The organism is Nostoc sp. UHCC 0870, from assembly GCF_022063185.1.
Taxonomy (GTDB): Bacteria; Cyanobacteriota; Cyanobacteriia; order Cyanobacteriales; family Nostocaceae; genus Trichormus.
In genome coordinates, this window is sequence record NZ_CP091913.1 from 1,761,490 (window position 1) to 1,781,437 (window position 19,948).

Genomic DNA, 19,948 nt, shown 5'->3' on the forward strand with positions numbered 1-19,948 from the left:
CCCATATAAATAGAATATGAAGCCTGAAAAAATCCTTACATCTTTTTGTTGAAATGGATTGTCGTAATTTTCAACAAATTGAAGCTATTTTACTATAACTAAAATAGCTCATTTATGAGAATGATATAAAGAAAATATGAATAAAAAATAAAATTAGCATTAATAAAGCTTACTTTTTGTAAAAATGAGGCTTTTTAATTCCATGCTTAAAGACTTTACGCACTAGATTACGTAAACTAGCATCTCCTCGCAAAACCATATCTCGTAGTTGTTGTTCTGGACGGCCTCGGAAAGAAGTGACGTGATAATATTTTTCTGTTGCAGCAGGTTTTGGGGAAAAGTAGTAATTTGATACACAACAACGCCGACCATGATGATTAATAGGACTAACCGAGTGCAAGGATGTTCTATTTGTAACCATAATCACTAGGCGATTAAATTTACTGTGAATAGTTCTACAAGGCTGTTTTAAACCTTGATCCCAAAGTTCTAGATTGCCGCCATAGTCTTCTTGCCAATCGGGAGTAACATAATACAGCAGATTTAAAACACGATAATTTTTAATATCTTTATCGTGAGAATTATCTAAATGAGGATTTAAAAAGCATCCGTATTCCATCAGGCTAAAACCGGCAGCATACAGGTATTCATCTGGTGTTAACTTTTCAAATCCAGTGATCTCTGCAATTAAGTTTACTACTCTAGCATCTTGAAAAGCATAAATAATTTCTTCTAAAATCGGGTTGTATTTATTTAATTGTATACCTACGTATTTATGCTCTCGAATATCTTTTAATTGCAATAAATTCTCTTTATCAGGAAAAGCATTATAGATTTCTATGACATCATCTTCATTTAATAAGTTATCTATGTAACAACTGTTTATCCGCTCTTTTATAGCAAAATCATCCGTTAAAGCGGATTTACACTGTTCGAGTCTGGTTAAAATTTGCTCAACGTAATGATTCCGTATACTATTTTTGTGTGACATAAGTATTTCTCCTAGTTCTGTAATTAAATTTACATCATTTTACTGTGTCGATAGAGTTAAAGATATAAGCCACAGAATGTGTAACTTATTCAGAAAAATTTGTAACCTTCAATTATGGGTATTTTTCTTGATAAAATTATGAACCATCTTTGTGTTTATTTGACTTATACATAGTTATTCAAATATGTCAACTAGAATTGTACATAAACTTCTTGTTATTTTTAAATGAAGTATGGCCAATGACAAAAGCAATTTGGTATATTCATCGTATCACCAGATAAATCAGTAAATATACGTTTAAATTCTTAGTCTATGTTAAAACAAGCGATCAAGAAATGCTCTCAGTATTTTTCCCGTCCAGAGGAGATTGAGAGATGGGATGAAGATATTATTGTCTGCAAGATTTTAAATCCCACCCCAGCAATTCAAGCCAATAGCTACTACTTTGGACATCCAGATTGGGGAATCAATTATTTTGACGCTTGTCATAGAGATGAAAAATTTGTGGAACTATGGCGAGAAGTTATTGGTAGTTGGCATGGCAAAGTAGTTGTGGATATTGGTTGTGGCCCGGGAAATGTGTATGCTTCTCTCAAAGAGTGTTGTGGCGAACCTGAGCTATTACTTGGTGTAGACGTTTCTCTCGGTGCGTTGAAAGTAGCCCACCAACTTGGATATACAGCCATTCTAGCCGATGCTCAAAATCTACCTTTAGTTTCTAGTTTTGCTGATATTGTGATCCTCAATGCGTCTTTGCACCATTGTGATGATATGGCCAAGGTTTTGCAGGAGGCTGCTAAGTTAGTGCGTCCTGGTGGTCTGTTAATCACAGATCACGATCCTCAAAAAAGTGCTTATCAGTTCAAAGGTTTAGGTACGCTATTATGGCAATTACGTTTGCCAATTTATAGGTATATGAAACGAGGGGGACATTCCACAGCAGAGGAACAATCCTGGGGTTTGGCAACAGAGGTACATCACAGAGCTTGTGATGGTGTCACATCAGAGATGTTTTATGAAACGTTAGAACCGATGGGGTTTGCAGTTAAGGTTTATCCTCATAACCATACGGTAGGTGCAGGAGCGTTACAGGGTAACTATGGTAAGCCTTTTTGGAAGTATCGTCTCGCCCAAAGATTATCAGGTATAGACCCCAACTCCCCAGAAGCTGCGTTGTCTTTGATGTGTGTTGCAACTCGTATGAATTAATTGATACTCAATTAAACCAGCATGATTTCAGTAAATAATAGGTGTTCTACCTTCCTCACTTATTTTTTAATTTCTCCCTTTCAATCAGACGAATTGCCAAGATTGTTTCTGCTAAAACACGCTGAAATACGTAATACCAACCATGCCAACCATCGAAAATCCAGCCTTCGATAATTAAGCAATAGAGAAAAACCATCCAAGGAGCTAAAACTTTTTGTCTACGGATACGATCAACCCAATCAAGTTCGTTGATGGGAGTTTCTAGTATTTTCTTAGATTCAAGGACTGTATAGCGTTCTTGTGACCATAACCAACGACTAAAGGGTTTGCGATCATCGTGGTAGAGATAAGCCGAAAGTAGAGCTGATTGACCAGTCAGTTGTAAAACTTGTGTATGTCCATCATCGATGTAAATAGCTTTGCTTTTTTGAAATAGGACTTGACGGGGAGGGAGTATTCTGGTATTGCGAACGGGTTTGCCAAATATACAATACTTGAAACTAGCAAAGTAGCCATTAATTTGGCCGTCAACAGGTAAGGTGGCCATTTCAGAGATTAATTCATCTGTAACTATATAATCTGCATCTAGAGAAAGTACCCAGGGAGATTGAACTTGTTCTAAGCCATAGTTCCATTGTTGACCGTGGGTATCGAATTTACGTTGAAATAACTGGACTTGTGAATAGGAATTAAGAATTTCTAGGGTTGTATCGGTACTATAGCTATCAATAACTATGATTTGTTTTGCCCAAGTGAGACACTGAAGTGTGCGTCCAATATTGGGTTCTTCATTATAAGTAAGAATTAGGGGAGTGATTTGCTCTAACATGGATACACTTATTCCATCAGAATTAGACCAATTCTCTGTAGTAGGTGTTTGCATAGGAAATTAGATATAGAAATTCGATTTGATTTTTGAAATACGGTTAGGGTGGGCTTTACCGACTAAAACCTAGATATAGTGGGATACATTACTTAAAATTTTTCACATATCATTTTATTTAGGATTCCTATAGTGAATGTAAGTAGAACGACTTGAAAAAACCAAACTATGTAAAGTAATGTAAAAAAAACGCATTTAGTTCGTAGTAAGGACTTTAGTCCTCTCTGCGTTCGAGTAGCGTGTCTTAGACAGACGCTGCGCGTAGCTTGCTTCCCCGCAGGGGTACACTACAAACCTTTAATTATTTACAACGTTCTACTTAGTTAGGAGTGGAGTCTTTTTATTGGATAGCATACATAAGCTGGGATTTGTAGATTTTTAATCAATCAGATGATTAAGTGTAATCCATAAAAGATGATAAAGATTAAGTGTTTGGACATTTTTATAGTAAAGTTTAGTAAAATTTTATACGAACTTTTTAATAAAATTGATGAATTTAGTGAATTTTTTCGACTAAAATGGTTTTTTCTGGTGTTCTTTTCTACAAAAATAAGGTATCAAATATGCACTCTTTCGCGATTTGAGAAAGACTGGAGTTGTGGCGATCGCTATAGCTATAATTTAGTCTTTCTCAACTTGCCTTAATTTTTTTGTTTTAAAAATCTGTTAGTGCTGGCTAACACCACAATCAGTAGGAACAGCTGGATTTGCCAAGGTGCTAAAATCAAACTCAAAATCAGACTGAGGATGGTAAACAGACTGATAATATAACCGGTTTCATCATGACACTTTTGTGATATGTAACCAGTTGCTAAACCTGTAACCAGAGGAATCAGAAAAAACAAGGGCATTTTTATTCACCTCCACAAGTGAAAATGTAAAGCTTTGATAAAACCGGCTAGAAATTTTTTTTTCTAATTGTGGTTAATATTACATCCTAGTCGATGGCATCACAATAAATTTCTTAAAACAAATACATATTTTGTTAAGATTACCAAATTATTATAGTAATTTAGCTTAACACTCAGTGCTGTCACTGGCACAACCATTTAGCATATTAACTTTAGAACTCATACTGTTCCTTTGATACCCGATGCAAAACATTCCTCACTTACTAGCAACTGAACTAGAACTCAAACCTCATCAGGTAGAAAACGCGCTAGAACTTTTGGCAGAGGGTGCGACAATTCCCTTCATTGCGCGTTATCGGAAAGAACGCACTGAAGAAATGAATGAAATTCAATTGCGTGATTTGGCTGATAGGTATAGTTACTTAACGGAATTAGAGGAAAGGAAGTCAGCTATTTTAAAAGCGATCGCAGAACAAGGTAAACTGACGGACGAATTAAAAAACAAAATCTCATCTTGTTTACAAAAAACAGAACTTGAGGATTTATACCTACCATATCGCCCCAAACGACGCACCCGCGCGACTATCGCTAGAGAGAAAGGTTTGCAACCTCTAGCAGAATTCATCAAATCTTTAAATGTTAAAAACCCTATTTCTGACTCATTACAGGAAGAAGCAGCGAAATATATTTCGGAAACTACAGGGGTAAAAACCACAGATGAAGCGTTAAAGGGTGCGGCGGATATTCTAGCGGAAGAAGTAGCCGAAAAAGCCAATTTACGCGCCTATATTCGGGATTATTTCTTGGAAGATGGCGTATTTATTTCCCGTATTAAAGATAATCACCCTGAAGGTACAACTAAGTTTGAAATGTACCGGAATTATCAGATTAAAGTCAAAAATATTGCACCTCATAACTTGCTGGCTTTATGTCGGGGTGAAGCAGAGGAAGTTTTAAACTTTGACCTGGCTTTTGAGGAAGATTTTGTCCTCTCCTATCTAGAATCCCAAGAAATTAAAACGAAAGTGCGAGAAATTCGAGATTTCTATCAAGCGATGCTGAAAGATGCTTTTAATCGTCTGATGAAAACTTCTCTGACTACAGAAGTAATTGCTGAAAAGAAAAATTATGCAGATATAGAATCAATTAAAACCTTTGAAGCAAATTTGCGAGAATTATTGCTATCTGCACCGGCGGGAATGAAACCAACCTTAGCCATAGATCCGGGATTTAGAACTGGTTGTAAAACGGCAATTCTCGAACAAACTGGCAAATTTTTAGAATATCAAGCGATATTTCCCCATCAAGCGGCTGAACAGCGTGCTAAAGCTGCTCAAACTCTCAAAAAGTTGATTGAAAAATACAAAATTGAGTTAATTGCTATTGGGAATGGTACAGCTTCCCGTGAGACAGATGAGTTTGTCGCGCAAGTATTACAAACACTAGACCAGAAACCCGTAAAGGTAATAGTTAATGAGTCTGGTGCATCTATATATTCTGCTAGTAAAGTAGCAATTGAAGAATTTCCCGATTTAGATATTACAGTACGTGGTGCTATTAGTATTGGTCGGCGGTTACAAGACCCTTTAGCTGAATTGGTAAAAATTGATCCCAAATCAATTGGTGTAGGACAATATCAGCATGATGTTGATCAAAAGTTGTTGAAGAAGAAATTAGATGAGACTGTAGAAAGCTGCGTTAACTACGTTGGCGTGGACTTAAATATGGCTTCTAAGGAACTATTAACTTTTGTTTCAGGGATTACACCCGCAGTTGCTAATAATATTGTGGCTTATCGCAATCAGTATGGAGCGTTTAAAAATCGGAAACAGCTATTGAAAGTGCCGAAACTAGGGCCAAAAGCCTTTGAACAAGCGGCTGGGTTTCTTCGCATTCGTGGCGGAGATAACCCTTTGGATAATACAGCAGTGCATCCAGAAAGTTACCCAGTAGTGGAAGCGATCGCCTCTGATTTAAACGTACCACTAAATCAGGTAACGCAAATTGCCGAAAAACTGCAAAAGACCAACTTAAAGAAATACGTCACTGATACCGTTGGTGAACCCACACTGCGGGACATTCTCAAAGAACTAGAAAAACCAGGTAGAGACCCCCGTGCAGAATTTAAGTACGCCACCTTTAAAGAAGGGATTAAAGAAATCAGGGACTTGCAAGAAGGAATGGAACTAGAGGGAATTGTCACCAATGTCGCCAACTTTGGCGCGTTCGTTGATATCGGTGTCCATCAAGATGGTTTGGTACATATCTCTCAACTCGCTGACAGATTTATAGATGACCCCAAAAAAGTTGTCAAAGTTGGACAAGTGGTAAAAGTGCGGGTTTTAGAAGTCAATGAGAAATTAAAGCGTATTAGTTTGTCGATGAAAGCAGTGAAGTAGGGGATTGGGGATTGGGGATAAAAACTTATTGACTTAAATCATCCCTTTGGAAGAAACATAATCTATCTAGCAAGAGATGCCCATCTTTAGTTAATTATTTGAAGATAGTAGAGGAAATTGCAAATAATTTTCTCTGAATTTTTAGGTAAAAAAATGTTGGGAACTTTTCTAATAGCTCTAGCTACAGCACTTAGCTTACTAATTGTGGATTTAGTTGTGCCTGGTGTGAACATTGCTAATTTTCCAGCCGCTTTAATTGCTGCTGCGGTAATTGGTTTAATTAATGGGTCAGTCAAACCAATTCTCTCAACCCTATCTTTACCCCTAAATTTCTTAACTCTAGGAGCATTTTCTCTAGTAGTTAACGGTATTTGTTTCTCCTTAGCAGCCTTACTAGTTCCTGGATTTAGTGTTCATGGTGTTATTGCCTTTATTTTGGGGCCTGTTGTTTTATCTTTTGCTAACACATTCATTAGCAAGTATTTCGCTGAAAAAAATCTAGCGTTGAGTCCAGATGTAGAAACTCACGGTGAATTACCATCTAGATAACAATACGTATCAGTAATAAAGTTAACCAAATTAGTTCTCTATCTCAATAGATAGTTCCTGAGATAGAGTTATTAATTTGGTTGATTCAAGACAATGTGAACAAACTTAAATAATTAATAGTAATCTCATGAAAATACTCCGCTTTCTTCTAGGTTTGTTAATACCACCTTTAGGTGTTTTCTTGACTGTTGGAGTCGGTCCAACTCTAGTGATTAATATTTTGCTCACCCTTTTAGGTTGGCTTCCAGGTAGTATTCATGCAATTTGGGTAATTGCTAAACATGAAGAACAAATGAATACAGGTAGAGGTATTTACTAAAAGGTCATTCAGATAATGAAAAGCGATAACCCCGATTTCTTTCAAGAAACCGGGGTTATGATGTAGGATCAAAAGCCTATTTATGAATAATTTCTTTATCTTCTTTGCTAGGCTCTTTATCTTTGAATAAATCAGCAGCTGCTAGCAATAACTCCCGCAAGGTTTGTTTGATTTGACGTTCTTTTCTAGCTATAGCTGTACCAGCTTCGCCTAGTTTATCATCTAGCTGCGATCGCTTCTCCTCTACCTGTGTCACCATAGCCTCTGCTTGGGGACGAGCCTGATTATACCAGTTGGTGGCTTCGTCTAGATAATGTTTAACCTCTTCAGAACGTCCGCCGTAGCGTGCAGCTACGTTAGCACGAACAATAGCTAGTTGTGCTTGCAGTTGAGCATAACGTTTCTTTAATATTCCTACTTCTTCACTATCTTTGATGGCGTTAATAGCAGCATCGATGGCATTTTTAGTGCTAGTAGTTTTTTCATGACTAGTTTCTTCAATATCTGCTAAAATTCCATCAACATCCTGCTGAAGTTTTTCTTCTTCGCCATCTAATTGAGCTTGGAGTCTTTGCAATTCTGACTGAGTTTTAACGATGGCTTCATGTCTTTTAGTATTTACTCCATCTATTGCACCTTCTATTGATGCCGTAACCTCTTCTTTTAATTCTGTACTTTTATCTTGGAGGTTTTCAATTACAGTTGAAACAGCATCTTTGACAATCGCACGAATTTCTTGAGAACCTTCTTTAAACTCAGAAGCTGCTTGAGCAACCGCCGATTTCACAATTTCACGAATGCGTTCAGTTCTTAACTGACCAGTGGCTTTTGCTTGTTGCAAATCTGATTGAATTTGCTCTTTGATATTATTAGCCATTTTCAACTCTTACTACTATTTAGATAATTTGGATAAAATTCTTCAATTAGGGTCTTGTAGAGCTATTATGTCACGAACTTTTGAGTTCAGTAACTTCCTTTAGATAGAAATTTATCCTTCATATAGAGCAATGTAGTAATCGAGTTTAAATCCTGAAGAAAATTAGGTATTTATAGTAGGGTGACAAGGCTAAAATATTTTAATAGATGTAGGTTGGGTTAAGTGCAACACAACCCAACATGGATTTCAGAAACCTAATATGGATATTGGTGTTGGGTTTTCCTTCCGTTGTATGAGAAAATAAGTATCGATTGATATTTAGGATAAATAATAGTGAAGATATATATTAATAAAATACTTACAGTAGTGTTTATCATGTTATTGATGACCAACACTTTTACTTTGCCTGTGAATGCCGCAGATATAGCCAACGGTGCAAATATCTTTAGTGTTCACTGTGCTGGTTGTCATATTAATGGAGGTAACATCATCAGGCGAGGTAAGAACTTACAGAAGAAAACACTAAAAAGATATGGTATGGATTCTCTAGAGTCTATTACAGGCATTGTTACTAATGGTAAAAGTAATATGTCAGCTTATAAAGACCGCCTCACTGAGCAAGAAATTCAGGAGGTTGCTGCTTATGTTTTAGAACAAGCAGAAACAGGTTGGAAATAACGAAGATAACGCCAAAATATTTAGTTTGAATTTAGATGCTGAAGATAGCGATCGCATCAACACCATATCCCAAAAATCGCGTGACTTGTATTAGGTGATAGGTGATAGGTGACAGGTGACAGGTGACAGGTGACAGGTGACAGGTGACAGGTGATAGGTGATAGGTGACAGGTGATAGGGAGACTATGAAAAATTTTCTGGCTGCTGGTAATTTGCGGAAGGTGCATCATATTGCGCTGAATGTTAAGGATATGCAAGCTTCCCGCGATTTTTACGGGACGATTTTGGGATTGCATGAACTTACTGGCGATGAAGTCCCGGCTACCTTGGTGGAACTAGTTGCAGAGGGGAAAGTTGCCAATTTCGTTACTCCTGATGGTACAGTTCTCGATTTATTTTGGACACCGGATTTAACACCACCAAATCCCGACCCAGAGCAAAGTTTTACTAGAGCATATCACCTTGCCTTTGACATTGACCCGCAATTATTTGAGCAAGCAGTGGCAGTTTTGGGAGAAAATCAAATTAAAATTGCTCATGGCCCTGTCAGTCGTCCTACTGGTAGAGGGGTGTATTTTTATGACCCTGATGGTTTTATGATTGAAATTCGTTGCGACCCACAATAGTAAGATGCCAATATCGATATTTCAGGTAATTGAAGACGTAATCACAAAGCCACCCATTCCCCACGAACCACATAAACAATCGTTGAAAGCTTGGGCGATGTATTGTCTGCGAGATAGAGGTTTTATCGTTGTCTATGCCCAAAATGCCGATTTTGCAATTGAACCTAAAGGTAAAAACAAGCTTTATTTTAAAGTCACAACTGATCAAGCTGATGTAGATAATGCTTGTAATTGGATAGTTTGGGATAGTGCAACGAAAAGTGCTAGCCTGATTCCAGCACAGGGTTAAACCAATTCGTAATTCGTAATTCGTAATTCGTAATTTGTAATTCGTAATGGGCTGCGCCCCGCTACGCTCTAAGCGCAGCTATGCCGTAGGCTTTACGTAATTCGTAATTAAAAAATAGTAGAGACTTTGCATTGCAACGTCTCTACTACAGGTTTTATTATATGATTCCCAAAAAATCTAACTATATCCATCCCATGCGACGGGGAAAGTGTAATCTGAAAATACTGAGAAATTAGGTGTGTCGCTGCGGGTTTCTTCATCGAGAACTTTGACAACTTTGTTATAGATGTCTTCTGCTTGTTGGGGTGAATCACCAATGCTAGTTAACCCCAATTTGCCAAACTGAGACAGACAACCCATGAGATGAAAGACTGTGCCGGTTTCTGTGCAGCTATCGAAATGTAATCTGTGGTGGGCGATGATATCCATTAAGTCGTTTGGTAATAATCCCCGATAGCGGTCTTTTTGTAGGTTGTCTGTGGCGATGTAATATTTAGGGCGACCTTGTTGACTATAAAATAACCCGGTAGATAGGTCATAACGACCATTGGTTAATAATTTTAATGTCATGAAAGGATGAGTAGTACCGCCTTTGCGGAGGTTAATTTCAATTGCTTGGATGTCCCATTCACCGTTACCTTGGTCAACGGTAATGAAATCTACACCAAATCTTTCTAAAGCACCTTTTTCTGCTAGTTTTCTGCCCACTTTTAACCCTAACTGCTGCAATTGTAGGCGGTAACTTTCATCGGCTGGGAATCGACAGCCGAGATAAATTTGTCCGTCTGGGCCGCCCAGGATTTGGTCGTGGGTGGAGAGAATTTCGACTTCTCCTGTGGCGGTAATCCGTCCTTGAACACTAGGCGATCGCTTGATTTCTCCTTCCACAAACACCTCTACAATTGCCCCTAATTCGGCAATTCGCCCGGAAAAATTCAGCCAATTCTCTTGTTTGGCTTGAAAGCGCATAGTAGAAAAGCGATCGCTAATTGCTGCTACTCTTTCAGCTTGAGTTCCTTTTCCTGGTGCTAGGTGCATGATGGGACGCAAATCTAGCAGTGCATTTCCTTCTCCTGAAATCCCCTCGTTAACTTTGACTACCATTCGTTGTAATGTCGGTTGACGTTCCCATAAATCTTCTGCTTCTGTAGCTAAGTCTTGGGGATTCCAGACTAATTTACTACCATCTGGATGAAGAACTCCACTTTCAGCAAAGATTTGCCGACTACCACTTTTTGTCCCCCAAATTTGTAACTCTGGCGCAGCCGCATATAATGGTACGTTTAATTTTAGGGATAATGCTGCTTCTAAATTGGTGGAGTTGTAGCAGACCATCAATGATTTTTCTAGTCTAATGGCTTGCCGAATTCTTTCTATTAATCTGGGACGGTCTAAAATTTTTTGACTCAGGGGATTGGGTGAAGAATCGTAAGTTGAAAGTAAGAGCAAACGATTGCGAGCATGAGAAAAGGGGATACCAGGCAATAATTGTAGATAGTAATCAATAATGCTGGGATGTAATGGCATTGATGTGACATAAATTAACCTAGTGCGGGGATTTCTTAACCGCATTAAGGTAAAAAGTAATCTTTCTTCATAATGTTCAAAACCATCAACTTTGGCGATTTCGCGCTGGTCGATACTGATAGAAGGAATGACGATAATATCCGCCTCACCAGTGTCAAATAGCTCAAGAGTTTTCCAGCGATCGCGCAAAGTTAATTGCAGACGATGAAATTGATCAACTTGTTCTAATTCCGAAACATTTAATGTCACCATACTCCCTACCCTGTCATGATCCCCAATGCAGCCTACTACTTAGGTATATCTCAAAGCAATTGCCATAAGGTAAATATGCAACACTTCTTTTATTTGATTTTTAAGAAAACTTGGTAGGGGTGGTTTTAGAAATATCATCAATTATTAATAATGATCTCCGTAAAACCGTCCCTACTCAAATAAGCTTCTTCTCCAATCCCCAAGATGTATAGAGATGTTGCACAAATGTTCATGCTTGATTGACTTCGCCAAAACCCCTTTAGAATAAAAACACATTCTCTGCGAATTTATTCTTAAACTTGCTGTATCGGGGGGGTATGAATGAGCCGTCCAATAATTCTTGGTATTGTTGGTGATAGTGCTGCGGGAAAAACTACACTCACTAGAGGAATTGCTCAGGTACTAGGGCCGGAAAATGTCACGCTGATCTGTACAGATGATTATCATCGTTATGACCGTAAACAACGTGCAGAAACTGGTATTACTGCCCTTCATCCCGACTGTAACCATTTAGATATTATGCAGCAGCACCTATCGCTGCTACGCACAGGACAGCCAATTCTCAAACCAGTTTATAGCCACAAAACAGGGACTTTCGAGCCGCCACAATACATTAAACCAAATAAATTTGTCATTATCGAAGGTTTGCTTGGTTATTCTACCCGTGCAGCCCGCGATTGTTATGATGTGAAAGTTTACCTTGCGCCTCCAGAAGATTTACGCGCCAAGTGGAAAATTAAACGGGATACCCTTAAACGAGGCTACACCCCAGAACAAGTATTGGCAGAATTAGAAAAACGCGAACCCGATTCAGATCAATTTATTCGTCCCCAAAGACAATGGTCGGATATTGTCGTGAGTTTTTATCCACCAGAAGACGCAGACGATGAAACCAACGGACACCTGAACGTGCGTTTGGTAATGCGTCCTACCATTCCCCACCCGGATTTTACCCCCATTATCAAATTGACCAATGGTAATTCTGGGTCAGCCATTCGCTTGGGATTAGACCGGGATATGAGTAAACCCGTAGATGTTTTAGAAGTTGACGGTCACGCCACCTTAGAACAAGTGAACAAATTAGAGCATATTATCTGTTCTGATATGCCTCACTTAAGAAGTGTATGCGATCGCGAGAGTAACCCAGAAATTGGTAAAATCGCCGGTACAACTGGGGAAACACTGCAAAGTTACCCCTTGGCGTTGACACAGCTAATTATTACTTACCATATGCTCAAAGCAACGCAGATGTTTCAATAGCACAAATTATCTGTGATCAATCACATGATTTTAAAGATGATTTGTGGTTGCTCACCAGACACCTCGCGCCGTGGAAGCCCCTACTTCATGTATGGGGGTAAGGCGCACTTCGACAAGCTCAGTGACCACAGGCGATTTTATAGAGCCTCCGGCACGCTAACGCGAACGCTGTCCAAAAATACTTGTCTTCCATGAGATAATAGACTTGTGTCGAAATGAGCAAGGCACTGTGCAACCCGACAGAAACGGCTTAAGCCAGTAGACATAAAGACTGTTGCATAGTCTTGATAGGGTAGAAACATATTGCTTGCCAAGGGTAAAACAATGTGTTTTTGGGGCGTGGGGATGAGTCCATCACGCCAGTTGCTTCAAGTCGGGAAACCCGCCCAACGCACTGGCTTCTCTGTTTAATCGTAACCGCGCCTAGAGGTTCGGGAGGTAGTGTTGCGAAACCTGAATAGGAGTCCAACCGCTATTTCTCAGGGCTGCTAAAAGCCCCCGGATTTATCCGTGGGGAATGCGTTACATTGGTTTGATAAACCCATATAATATGGGTTAATTTAATTCACTTAGTCATTACAAAAGTTATCTACTCTGATATCCCGCCAAATATCAGAAACTTGCCATCCAGAGTTACCCACAGATTGAACTAGAGGATGGTTAATTTGTGGAATATAATATGGCTCTCTTGCTTCAGTATATAAACTTGGGGTTTCGTCAAATATTGGTTCTTGAACATCAAAATTATCAGCTTGAGGATTTTGCTCTTCAGCTTCTTCCATCATCTTAATCTTCTCCAGAAGGAGTTTTTCTGATTTTTTGATGAGTCTTAGATCCATTTGAGTTATATCCATTTCATTCCCTCAGTTTGAAACATTGACAGAAAAAATTGCATCTAAACACCGATTCTTGGAGAGATAATCAAGTTCTTCAAGAATCATGATATAGATCCGTAAGAAAGTTTTATGAACTTAAGTGTTGAAAAAAATACCCAAGGAAATCTAGGATACAGCAAATTTATCAAAAATAGGTAGTGTTATTCTCAGATTTTTTTTAAATTCAAGATAAAGAATTACAACAAATCTGCATCTGCTGGAAGGAGTATTTACCACAATGCCATGTCAAACCATGTGCAATGACTGTGCTTTTCATGTGAAGACACAAGAATCAATAGAGTGTATTCACCCTGACGAAATCGGGGTTAACTGTTCTACTGTCATTTTTTGCAGTTCATTTCAACCTGCACAGGAAATTGATAGTCCGTGTGTTTCCTTCGGTAATGATCAAGAATAAAAACTTAGATATATGAATTTTCTCCAATTGGAGGTAAAAACTATTTTAATATTCAACAAAAGCAGTTAACACAGCAGAAGCCTAATGCAGTAGAAAAAGCTATTTTCATAATCATTCAGATAGGGTGTGGTGCAAAAAACCAGTAAACAGTAAACAGTTATCAGCCCTAATGGTATTCGATAACTATTCACTGTTTTCACTGTGCTTGTTTTTTAATTAAGCTTTTGTATAATTCTCAATTACCTTAGCTAAGTCTGGTACTGCTTCCTCTACGTGTTGTTTGGCTGAACCGCGCAATTTTTCATATGTTCCGCGCACGATGGAACGACTGCTATTTTTAACTCTAGTATCGGTGACACTGAGTAGTGCATCTGCCGTGCGAGAACGACTACCAACTAAATGTGCAACTGGGTCGCCTTGCTGCATACCCTCACTCCAGATGGGATCGATTGCACTGAAGCATGGTTGTAGCAGCTGTTCGACAACATAAGGAATATACCCTGGCTTGACTCCCTTCAGGGCAGCAAAGGCAGTTCTTAGGGCAATACCACTGATACCAGACTTGGCTGCAAGTTGGGAATCTATCATGTTGCAGCAGTCATTTATAACCATAGCTTTTTTGTTAGCGTCTAAGAGTCCATCACTCAGTCCCATTTCACTCCTCCTTGATTTCACTGTGTCTGATGTATATTCAAGCATTTTTCCTGACAAGTAGGAAATTACACAAATATTATCAAAGCAGGAGTCAGCCACTCCGGGAAATTTCAAATTGAAGCCGTGCGACGGTCTCCGACTGACCGTAAATCATCGCCTGAAAACTACAAAAACAGTGTATTAATACTTCTGCAACAAAGCAGACAAGGAATTATGCTTACGCCAATCGACTAAATCAGCTAAAGATTCCTTGCCCCTATCTAACGGATGCTTGTGTTCCGGCGGTAGAATGCTCATGACAGGTTTTTTTCTAGATGCCATTGGCGCGATTGGTTGCAATGGTTGTATCGATGCAAAAACTGGTTGAGTATTTAGAGTCTGTCTGGCCAATTTTTGCTGGCGGGTGGTTATTAATGAAGCCTGAGCCACAGAAACGCGTTTCTTGGAAACTGTGGGATGTTTTTTAGGTTGGTTCACTAACCGGAGAATTACCCAGCAACCACTAGCACAACTGAAAGCGATCGCCACTATCATCCATAGTGGTATGGGATTACTAATATCAGGGTTTGTGGTAATGGGTGCTTCTACTACAGCCGAGACTGATTCTGATTCTGCCTTTTCCACATCACTCACATGGATCAGGTTGTACACGGCAAGGGTAGCAGATCCTAGACACGTTGCTAACAAACCGGTCAATAACAGCAAAGGATGACGTGTCAGCAGAAAAATGAAAATATTTGAGCCACGTTTTCTCGACTCTGCTTTGGTTATTTTTACCTGGGTTAGCTCATGCTGTACGCTTTGACTGTTTTCCATGATCAATTACAGATTTTTTCCCCTCTAGTCAATAAATTGTACTAAAGGGGCGAGCTATCAGCTATCCGTAGGCAATTTCTAGATTCTAGTAGCTTTTTTGTGCCATTTTGGCTACAAAATGGGAGTAGGGGACAGGTGACAGGGGACAGGGGACAGGGGAGAAAAAGACAATACCTAATGCCCAATGCCTAGTCTTTAAGAGTTCTTTAATTTTGAATTTTGAATTGACTCACTATGTCGTTCTAAAGCCAACTGAATCAAGCGATTCACTAATTCTGGGAAGGGAATGCCGCTATGAGACCACAGTTGAGGATACATACTGGTGGCGGTGAAACCTGGTAGAGTGTTAATCTCGTTAATCAACACTTCTCCCGTGGCTTCTACATAGAAAAAATCGATTCTGGCTAACCCAGCCGCATCAACGGCGGCGAAGGCTTGCACAGCCAACTCCTGAATTTTACGGCTGATTTCGTCGGGAATGGGTGCAGATATCAGTAAATCTGCTTGCCCCTGAGTATATTTAGTTTCATAATCATAGAAATCGCTGTTAAAGGTAATCTCTCCTACGATAGAGGCTTGGGGTTGATCATTACCTAAAATGGCACACTCTACTTCTCTAGCTGTCACACCGGCTTCCACAATAATCCGACGGTCATAACTAGCGGCATTATCTAAAGCTGCTTCTAATTCTTGACGCGATCGCACTTTGCTAATGCCTACCGATGAGCCAAGGTTTGCAGGTTTCACAAAACAAGGATAACCCAGTGCCGCCTCAATTTCATCACATAATTTGGGGAAAACACAAGGATTTGACCATACTTGCGCTCTAGTGACAGCTTTGTATTTTACTTGGGGTATACCTGCTTGCTCAAAGGCCATTTTCATAGCTATCTTATCCATCCCCAAAGCCGAACCTAAAACCCCAGAACCGACAAAAGGAACTTGCATTAAAGTCAGTAAACCCTGAATTGTGCCATCTTCCCCATTCGGCCCGTGCAGAATCGGAAACCACACATCAACTTCTGCTACCTGAGAGGGTGATTGCCAACGCTCAAGGGCTGGTATTTTGGTATTAGATACGAGATCATGTGATTCTCCAGATGAAGAATTGGGAGCGTCTAATACAGGCACACCAGATTGCAGAACTTGTTGGGGAGCTTCTCCTGCTAACCAACGGCCATTTTTTTGGATATAAAAAGGCAGTATTTCATACTTATTAGCATTTTCTGCGGCACTCAGAGCCTTAGCGATCGCCCGCGCTGAACTGATAGAAACTTCATGTTCCCCAGAACGTCCACCAAACAGCAGTCCCACCCGCAACTTATTCATTTTCAATACCTCTACACTCCTCAAGCAGATAGCCTATCACCGAACAAGGCAAAAGTGAAAGGGGACTGGGGACTGGGGATAATTGATTTTTGGGATCTCCCTCAAATTTAAAATCTAAAATTCAAAATTGTTTAATTGCCTTTGCTAAAATGCCTAAATGTTACCAAAGCAGCATCCCCAAAACACCAAACCCGGATGGTCTTTAGAGGAAAGAGATCCAAAGTTCATCCAATCCCTAATGCCCTTCTTGGGCTTTTTCTACGATTATTATTTTCGCGTGCAGACTAGTGGTTGGGAACATATCCCAACAAAAGAAAACGTCTTAATTGTTGGTTCTCACAATGGAGGACTAGCAGCTCCTGATATGTTGATGATGATGTATGACTGGTTTCGCCGCTTTGGTGTGGAGAGACCTACCTATGGTCTGATGCACCCCAAGGCTTGGCAAGTAAACGAGCAAGTAGCGGAATTAGCCGGTAAAAGTGGGGCTATCATCGCTCATCCTAAAATGGCTTATGCGGCTTTGCGCTCAGGAGCAAGTTTGCTAGTATATCCTGGTGGGGCTGAAGATGTATTTAGACCCTATAGTTTACGCAATCAAATCTATTTTGCGGGACGGCAAGGATTTATTAAATTAGCGTTGCGGGAAAATGTGCCGATTGTCCCGGCAATTTCTTACGGGGCGCACGATACGCTGATTGTTTTGGCTGATTTATATAAGGTTATGCAACGCTTGCATGAGTGGGGAATGCCTTGGTTATTTGATATTGATCCAGAAGTATTTCCCATTTATCTAGGTTGGCCTTGGGGTTTAGCCATTGGCCCTTTACCTAATATTCCGTTCCCTGTACAAATTCAAACGCGGGTTTGTCCACCCATTGTATTTGAACGCTACGGACGGGAAGCAGCAAGCGATCGCCACTATGTTAATGAATGTTATGAATTAGTTGTCAGTAAGATGCAGCACGAGTTAGATCAGTTGGTATTGCTCCATGAAACATTATGATTAAAAAACAGGGCTGCATCAAATTTCAATAAGCTTGATGCAGCCCTTAAACACAATTAAATTTTAATTCTTGCTAAGACGTTGTGCTAGAAGTTGTTTGGCTCTATCTGCTAGCTTGCAGTTTGTGTCTTTTGCTTCTTGGAAGAAATTAGCTAAATCTCTATCTCCAGAATCATTGGCATCTTGAACGTATTGTTCATAAATTGCCGCCCCTTCCAGGGAGTGGTACATGATACTAATCAAATCAAAATGCTCGTTTTTTGTGCCTGTACTACACTCAGCTTTATTCATGACTGTTGACATCTTGATGCTCCTACCTTTCTTTGCTTTCAAGTCCATGACATTAATACAAGGCTAGGTAATAGATTAATGATTTTCTTCATTCCCAAGATATATTGAGTTTTATATTTAATCTCAGTAATCTAAAACTCGCTCAAAATACTTGAACCTCACATGATATATTTATCAGTAGAGACGTAGCTGTGCTACATCTCTACGTTCTATTGCACCAATAATTGCTCAATTGCCTCTGGAATTAATTGCTCGACATTACTTAAAACCAGTGTTGCACCTGCGGTTACTAGTGACTGTGTATAAGCCTCGCAACGAGTTGCTGTTTCTTGCACATGAGGCGGTAAGATACCTACACCAATCCAAGTACGATGCTGTTGGAGTTCTCTGGCTTTACTAACAGTGTACATATCTGCTACGGTATCACCTACGTAGATGACCGTTGATGTGGCTTCTGAGCTATTTTCTAAGTGATTGAGAGTGGCAAACAGTCCGGTAGGATCTGGTTTACCTGGTGCATCCTCCATTGCAATCAAGACTGGAGACTGTAAGCCAAGACGTTTTTCTAAAACATAGGTAGCGGAAGCACGAGTAGCACCACTAAAGAAGCCCCAAGCAATACTAGCTTCTGTAAGTTGCTCCAAGTAGCTAGGTTGTAATAATAAAGGTTCATCACAAATGTATCCCGTCCAATTGTGAGGATCTGTACCGCGATAACGGGATTGAAAAAAGGCAACTATAGTTTCGTAGTTGAGTCGTAATTCTTCACGAGACTGGCCTTGGCTTGCAAAGTAGCGATAAATAAATTCTTGGGATGCTTCCCAATCGTTATTCCAGATACCTTCAGACTTGAGTTGATCAATTTCTAGGGATGTGGGACGATAGGCGTTGTCAGTAAAATACTCTACCGTGTCTGCCAGTGCGCGACGATAGGAACTGCCAACATCACGTACAACACCGTCAATATCAAATACAACGATCGCTTTTGTTGAGGGTTTTGCAGTCATGGATGGGGGAAGTGAAATTTTTAGCTATTAAATTTTAAATCGAGTCATGATTCACAATAAGTCAATTTCTGATTAAGAATTACTATTTGGTGAATTGGTAAGTATTGCGTTAAAATAAGCGATCGCAAACTTAGTAAGTCATAGCCGGATATTCCCCGGAGGTGTAATTGTCCAAGTTCATTTTGAAAATCCTTTGGCTAGACGAGAACGTTGCCCTGGCAGTTGATCAAGTTGTCGGCAAAGGTACAAGTCCTTTGACTAAGTATTTCTTCTGGCCTAGGAATGATGCCTGGGAAGAGTTAAAGAAAGAACTCGAATCCAAGCACTGGATTACCGATGTAGACCGCGTTGAGTTGCTGAATAAGGCAACAGAAGTGATTAACTACTGGCAAGAGGAAGGTAGAAACCGTCCAATGGCAGAAGCACAGTTAAAATTCCCTGAAGTTGCTTTCACTGGTAGTGCTTGATTTAGATATTGGAGACTGGGGATTGGGGACAAGGGGGAAACTTTAATATGTCCCAATTCTTCACCCACCCAATCACTACTGACTACTAGCCAGAATTTTACCATTTGGGCTAAAGGCGATCGCTAAAACCGCCCGTGTATGACCTGAGATTGTTTCTAACAAGTCATAACATGGGCGGTTTTTCAATTTCCAGAGGCGAATTGTTCTATCGTACCTATGCTGAGAACCTCTGGATTTTATCCGGGGGATGAAACCAATTCGCAATGGACTAACGTCCCGCTCCGCTCTAAGCGCATCTATGCCGCAGGCTTTACGCAATTAATTCAGCCAACCACAAGGGGTGGGGTTTTTACCTACTTTGCGAAACTCTGAACA

22 protein-coding genes are annotated in these 19,948 nt (G+C 39.7%); 10 read left to right on the forward strand and 12 right to left on the reverse strand.

Translation table 11 applies throughout. The features are described 5' to 3' along the window. Window positions 1-169: 169 nt before the first annotated feature. Window positions 170-991, reverse strand: a complete 822-nt coding sequence (locus L6494_RS07675) for a 2OG-Fe(II) oxygenase (protein WP_237993421.1) — start codon at window positions 989-991, stop codon at window positions 170-172. A gap of 312 nt (window positions 992-1,303) precedes the next feature. Here L6494_RS07675 and L6494_RS07680 point away from each other — a divergent pair, with 312 nt between their 5' ends. Further along, a complete protein-coding gene (locus L6494_RS07680; RefSeq protein WP_237993423.1) occupies window positions 1,304-2,200 on the forward strand; it encodes a class I SAM-dependent methyltransferase in 897 nt (298 codons plus the stop codon). A gap of 55 nt (window positions 2,201-2,255) precedes the next feature. Here L6494_RS07680 and L6494_RS07685 read toward each other — a convergent pair whose 3' ends face one another. Then, window positions 2,256-3,083, reverse strand: coding sequence for a glycosyltransferase family 2 protein (locus L6494_RS07685; RefSeq protein ID WP_237993425.1), 828 nt, complete (start codon window positions 3,081-3,083; stop codon window positions 2,256-2,258). Window positions 3,084-3,724: 641 nt separating this feature from the next. Continuing rightward, window positions 3,725-3,934 (reverse strand): hypothetical protein, encoded by a 210-nt coding sequence (locus L6494_RS07690; RefSeq protein WP_237993427.1) that lies wholly within the window; start codon window positions 3,932-3,934, stop codon window positions 3,725-3,727. 242 nt (window positions 3,935-4,176) lie between these two features. Here L6494_RS07690 and L6494_RS07695 point away from each other — a divergent pair, with 242 nt between their 5' ends. The 3 genes from L6494_RS07695 to L6494_RS07705 all read left to right on the forward strand — a co-directional run bounded on the left by L6494_RS07695 (window position 4,177) and on the right by L6494_RS07705 (window position 7,201). Further along, window positions 4,177-6,333 (forward strand): Tex family protein, encoded by a 2,157-nt coding sequence (locus L6494_RS07695; protein WP_237993429.1) that lies wholly within the window; start codon window positions 4,177-4,179, stop codon window positions 6,331-6,333. A gap of 153 nt (window positions 6,334-6,486) precedes the next feature. Continuing rightward, complete coding sequence (locus L6494_RS07700) at window positions 6,487-6,882, forward strand: phage holin family protein (RefSeq protein ID WP_237993432.1); 396 nt, start codon at window positions 6,487-6,489, stop codon at window positions 6,880-6,882. A 127-nt stretch (window positions 6,883-7,009) separates the two neighbouring features. Continuing rightward, entirely contained in the window at window positions 7,010-7,201 is a 192-nt protein-coding gene (locus L6494_RS07705; protein ID WP_237993434.1) for a YqaE/Pmp3 family membrane protein, read from the forward strand. Between the two features lie 76 nt (window positions 7,202-7,277). Here L6494_RS07705 and L6494_RS07710 read toward each other — a convergent pair whose 3' ends face one another. Beyond that, window positions 7,278-8,078: a histidine kinase gene (locus tag L6494_RS07710; protein WP_237993474.1), complete on the reverse strand. Its 801-nt coding sequence runs from the start codon at window positions 8,076-8,078 to the stop codon at window positions 7,278-7,280. A gap of 384 nt (window positions 8,079-8,462) precedes the next feature. Between L6494_RS07710 and petJ the strand changes: the two genes are divergently transcribed. The 3 genes from petJ to L6494_RS07725 all read left to right on the forward strand — a co-directional run bounded on the left by petJ (window position 8,463) and on the right by L6494_RS07725 (window position 9,671). Further along, window positions 8,463-8,756, forward strand: a complete 294-nt coding sequence (petJ, locus tag L6494_RS07715) for a cytochrome c6 PetJ (RefSeq protein ID WP_242039487.1) — start codon at window positions 8,463-8,465, stop codon at window positions 8,754-8,756. A 185-nt stretch (window positions 8,757-8,941) separates the two neighbouring features. Further along, on the forward strand, window positions 8,942-9,382 hold the full coding sequence (locus L6494_RS07720; protein WP_237993476.1) for a VOC family protein: 441 nt from the start codon (window positions 8,942-8,944) through the stop codon (window positions 9,380-9,382). A gap of 10 nt (window positions 9,383-9,392) precedes the next feature. Next, the gene (locus L6494_RS07725) at window positions 9,393-9,671 is read left to right on the forward strand and encodes a hypothetical protein (RefSeq protein ID WP_237995888.1); all 279 of its coding nucleotides are present in this window, start codon (window positions 9,393-9,395) and stop codon (window positions 9,669-9,671) included. Between the two features lie 177 nt (window positions 9,672-9,848). On the opposite strand, the gene L6494_RS07730 is transcribed toward L6494_RS07725, so the two are convergent. After that, entirely contained in the window at window positions 9,849-11,450 is a 1,602-nt protein-coding gene (locus tag L6494_RS07730; RefSeq protein WP_237993479.1) for a peptide ligase PGM1-related protein, read from the reverse strand. A 321-nt stretch (window positions 11,451-11,771) separates the two neighbouring features. Here L6494_RS07730 and L6494_RS07735 point away from each other — a divergent pair, with 321 nt between their 5' ends. Continuing rightward, complete coding sequence (locus L6494_RS07735) at window positions 11,772-12,710, forward strand: phosphoribulokinase (protein ID WP_237993482.1); 939 nt, start codon at window positions 11,772-11,774, stop codon at window positions 12,708-12,710. A gap of 569 nt (window positions 12,711-13,279) precedes the next feature. Here the strand turns inward: L6494_RS07735 and L6494_RS07740 are convergent. From L6494_RS07740 to L6494_RS07760, 4 genes are all read right to left on the reverse strand, one after another. Next, on the reverse strand, window positions 13,280-13,549 hold the full coding sequence (locus tag L6494_RS07740; RefSeq protein WP_237995890.1) for a hypothetical protein: 270 nt from the start codon (window positions 13,547-13,549) through the stop codon (window positions 13,280-13,282). A 670-nt stretch (window positions 13,550-14,219) separates the two neighbouring features. Continuing rightward, a complete protein-coding gene (locus L6494_RS07750) occupies window positions 14,220-14,657 on the reverse strand; it encodes a DUF6918 family protein (RefSeq protein ID WP_237993486.1) in 438 nt (145 codons plus the stop codon). Between the two features lie 180 nt (window positions 14,658-14,837). Further along, entirely contained in the window at window positions 14,838-15,473 is a 636-nt protein-coding gene (locus L6494_RS07755; RefSeq protein WP_237993488.1) for a hypothetical protein, read from the reverse strand. Between the two features lie 195 nt (window positions 15,474-15,668). Then, window positions 15,669-16,802 carry a D-alanine--D-alanine ligase family protein gene (locus L6494_RS07760; protein WP_237993491.1) on the reverse strand — a complete coding sequence of 378 codons (1,134 nt, stop codon included), beginning with the start codon at window positions 16,800-16,802 and terminating at the stop codon, window positions 15,669-15,671. 157 nt (window positions 16,803-16,959) lie between these two features. On the opposite strand from L6494_RS07760, the gene L6494_RS07765 reads away from it, so the two are divergent. Then, the gene (locus L6494_RS07765; RefSeq protein WP_237993493.1) at window positions 16,960-17,808 is read left to right on the forward strand and encodes a lysophospholipid acyltransferase family protein; all 849 of its coding nucleotides are present in this window, start codon (window positions 16,960-16,962) and stop codon (window positions 17,806-17,808) included. 63 nt (window positions 17,809-17,871) lie between these two features. Here the strand turns inward: L6494_RS07765 and L6494_RS07770 are convergent, their stop codons facing one another. Both L6494_RS07770 and L6494_RS07775 read right to left on the reverse strand, forming a co-directional pair. Beyond that, entirely contained in the window at window positions 17,872-18,111 is a 240-nt protein-coding gene (locus tag L6494_RS07770) for a hypothetical protein (RefSeq protein WP_237993495.1), read from the reverse strand. A gap of 197 nt (window positions 18,112-18,308) precedes the next feature. Next, window positions 18,309-19,106, reverse strand: coding sequence for a TIGR01548 family HAD-type hydrolase (locus L6494_RS07775; RefSeq protein ID WP_237993497.1), 798 nt, complete (start codon window positions 19,104-19,106; stop codon window positions 18,309-18,311). Window positions 19,107-19,273: 167 nt separating this feature from the next. Here L6494_RS07775 and L6494_RS07780 point away from each other — a divergent pair, with 167 nt between their 5' ends. Then, a complete protein-coding gene (locus tag L6494_RS07780) occupies window positions 19,274-19,573 on the forward strand; it encodes a 30S ribosomal protein PSRP-3 (protein ID WP_237993500.1) in 300 nt (99 codons plus the stop codon). Window positions 19,574-19,648: 75 nt separating this feature from the next. Here the strand turns inward: L6494_RS07780 and L6494_RS07785 are convergent, their stop codons facing one another. Continuing rightward, complete coding sequence (locus tag L6494_RS07785) at window positions 19,649-19,837, reverse strand: WD40 repeat domain-containing protein (RefSeq protein WP_237993502.1); 189 nt, start codon at window positions 19,835-19,837, stop codon at window positions 19,649-19,651. Window positions 19,838-19,948 lie beyond the last annotated feature (111 nt).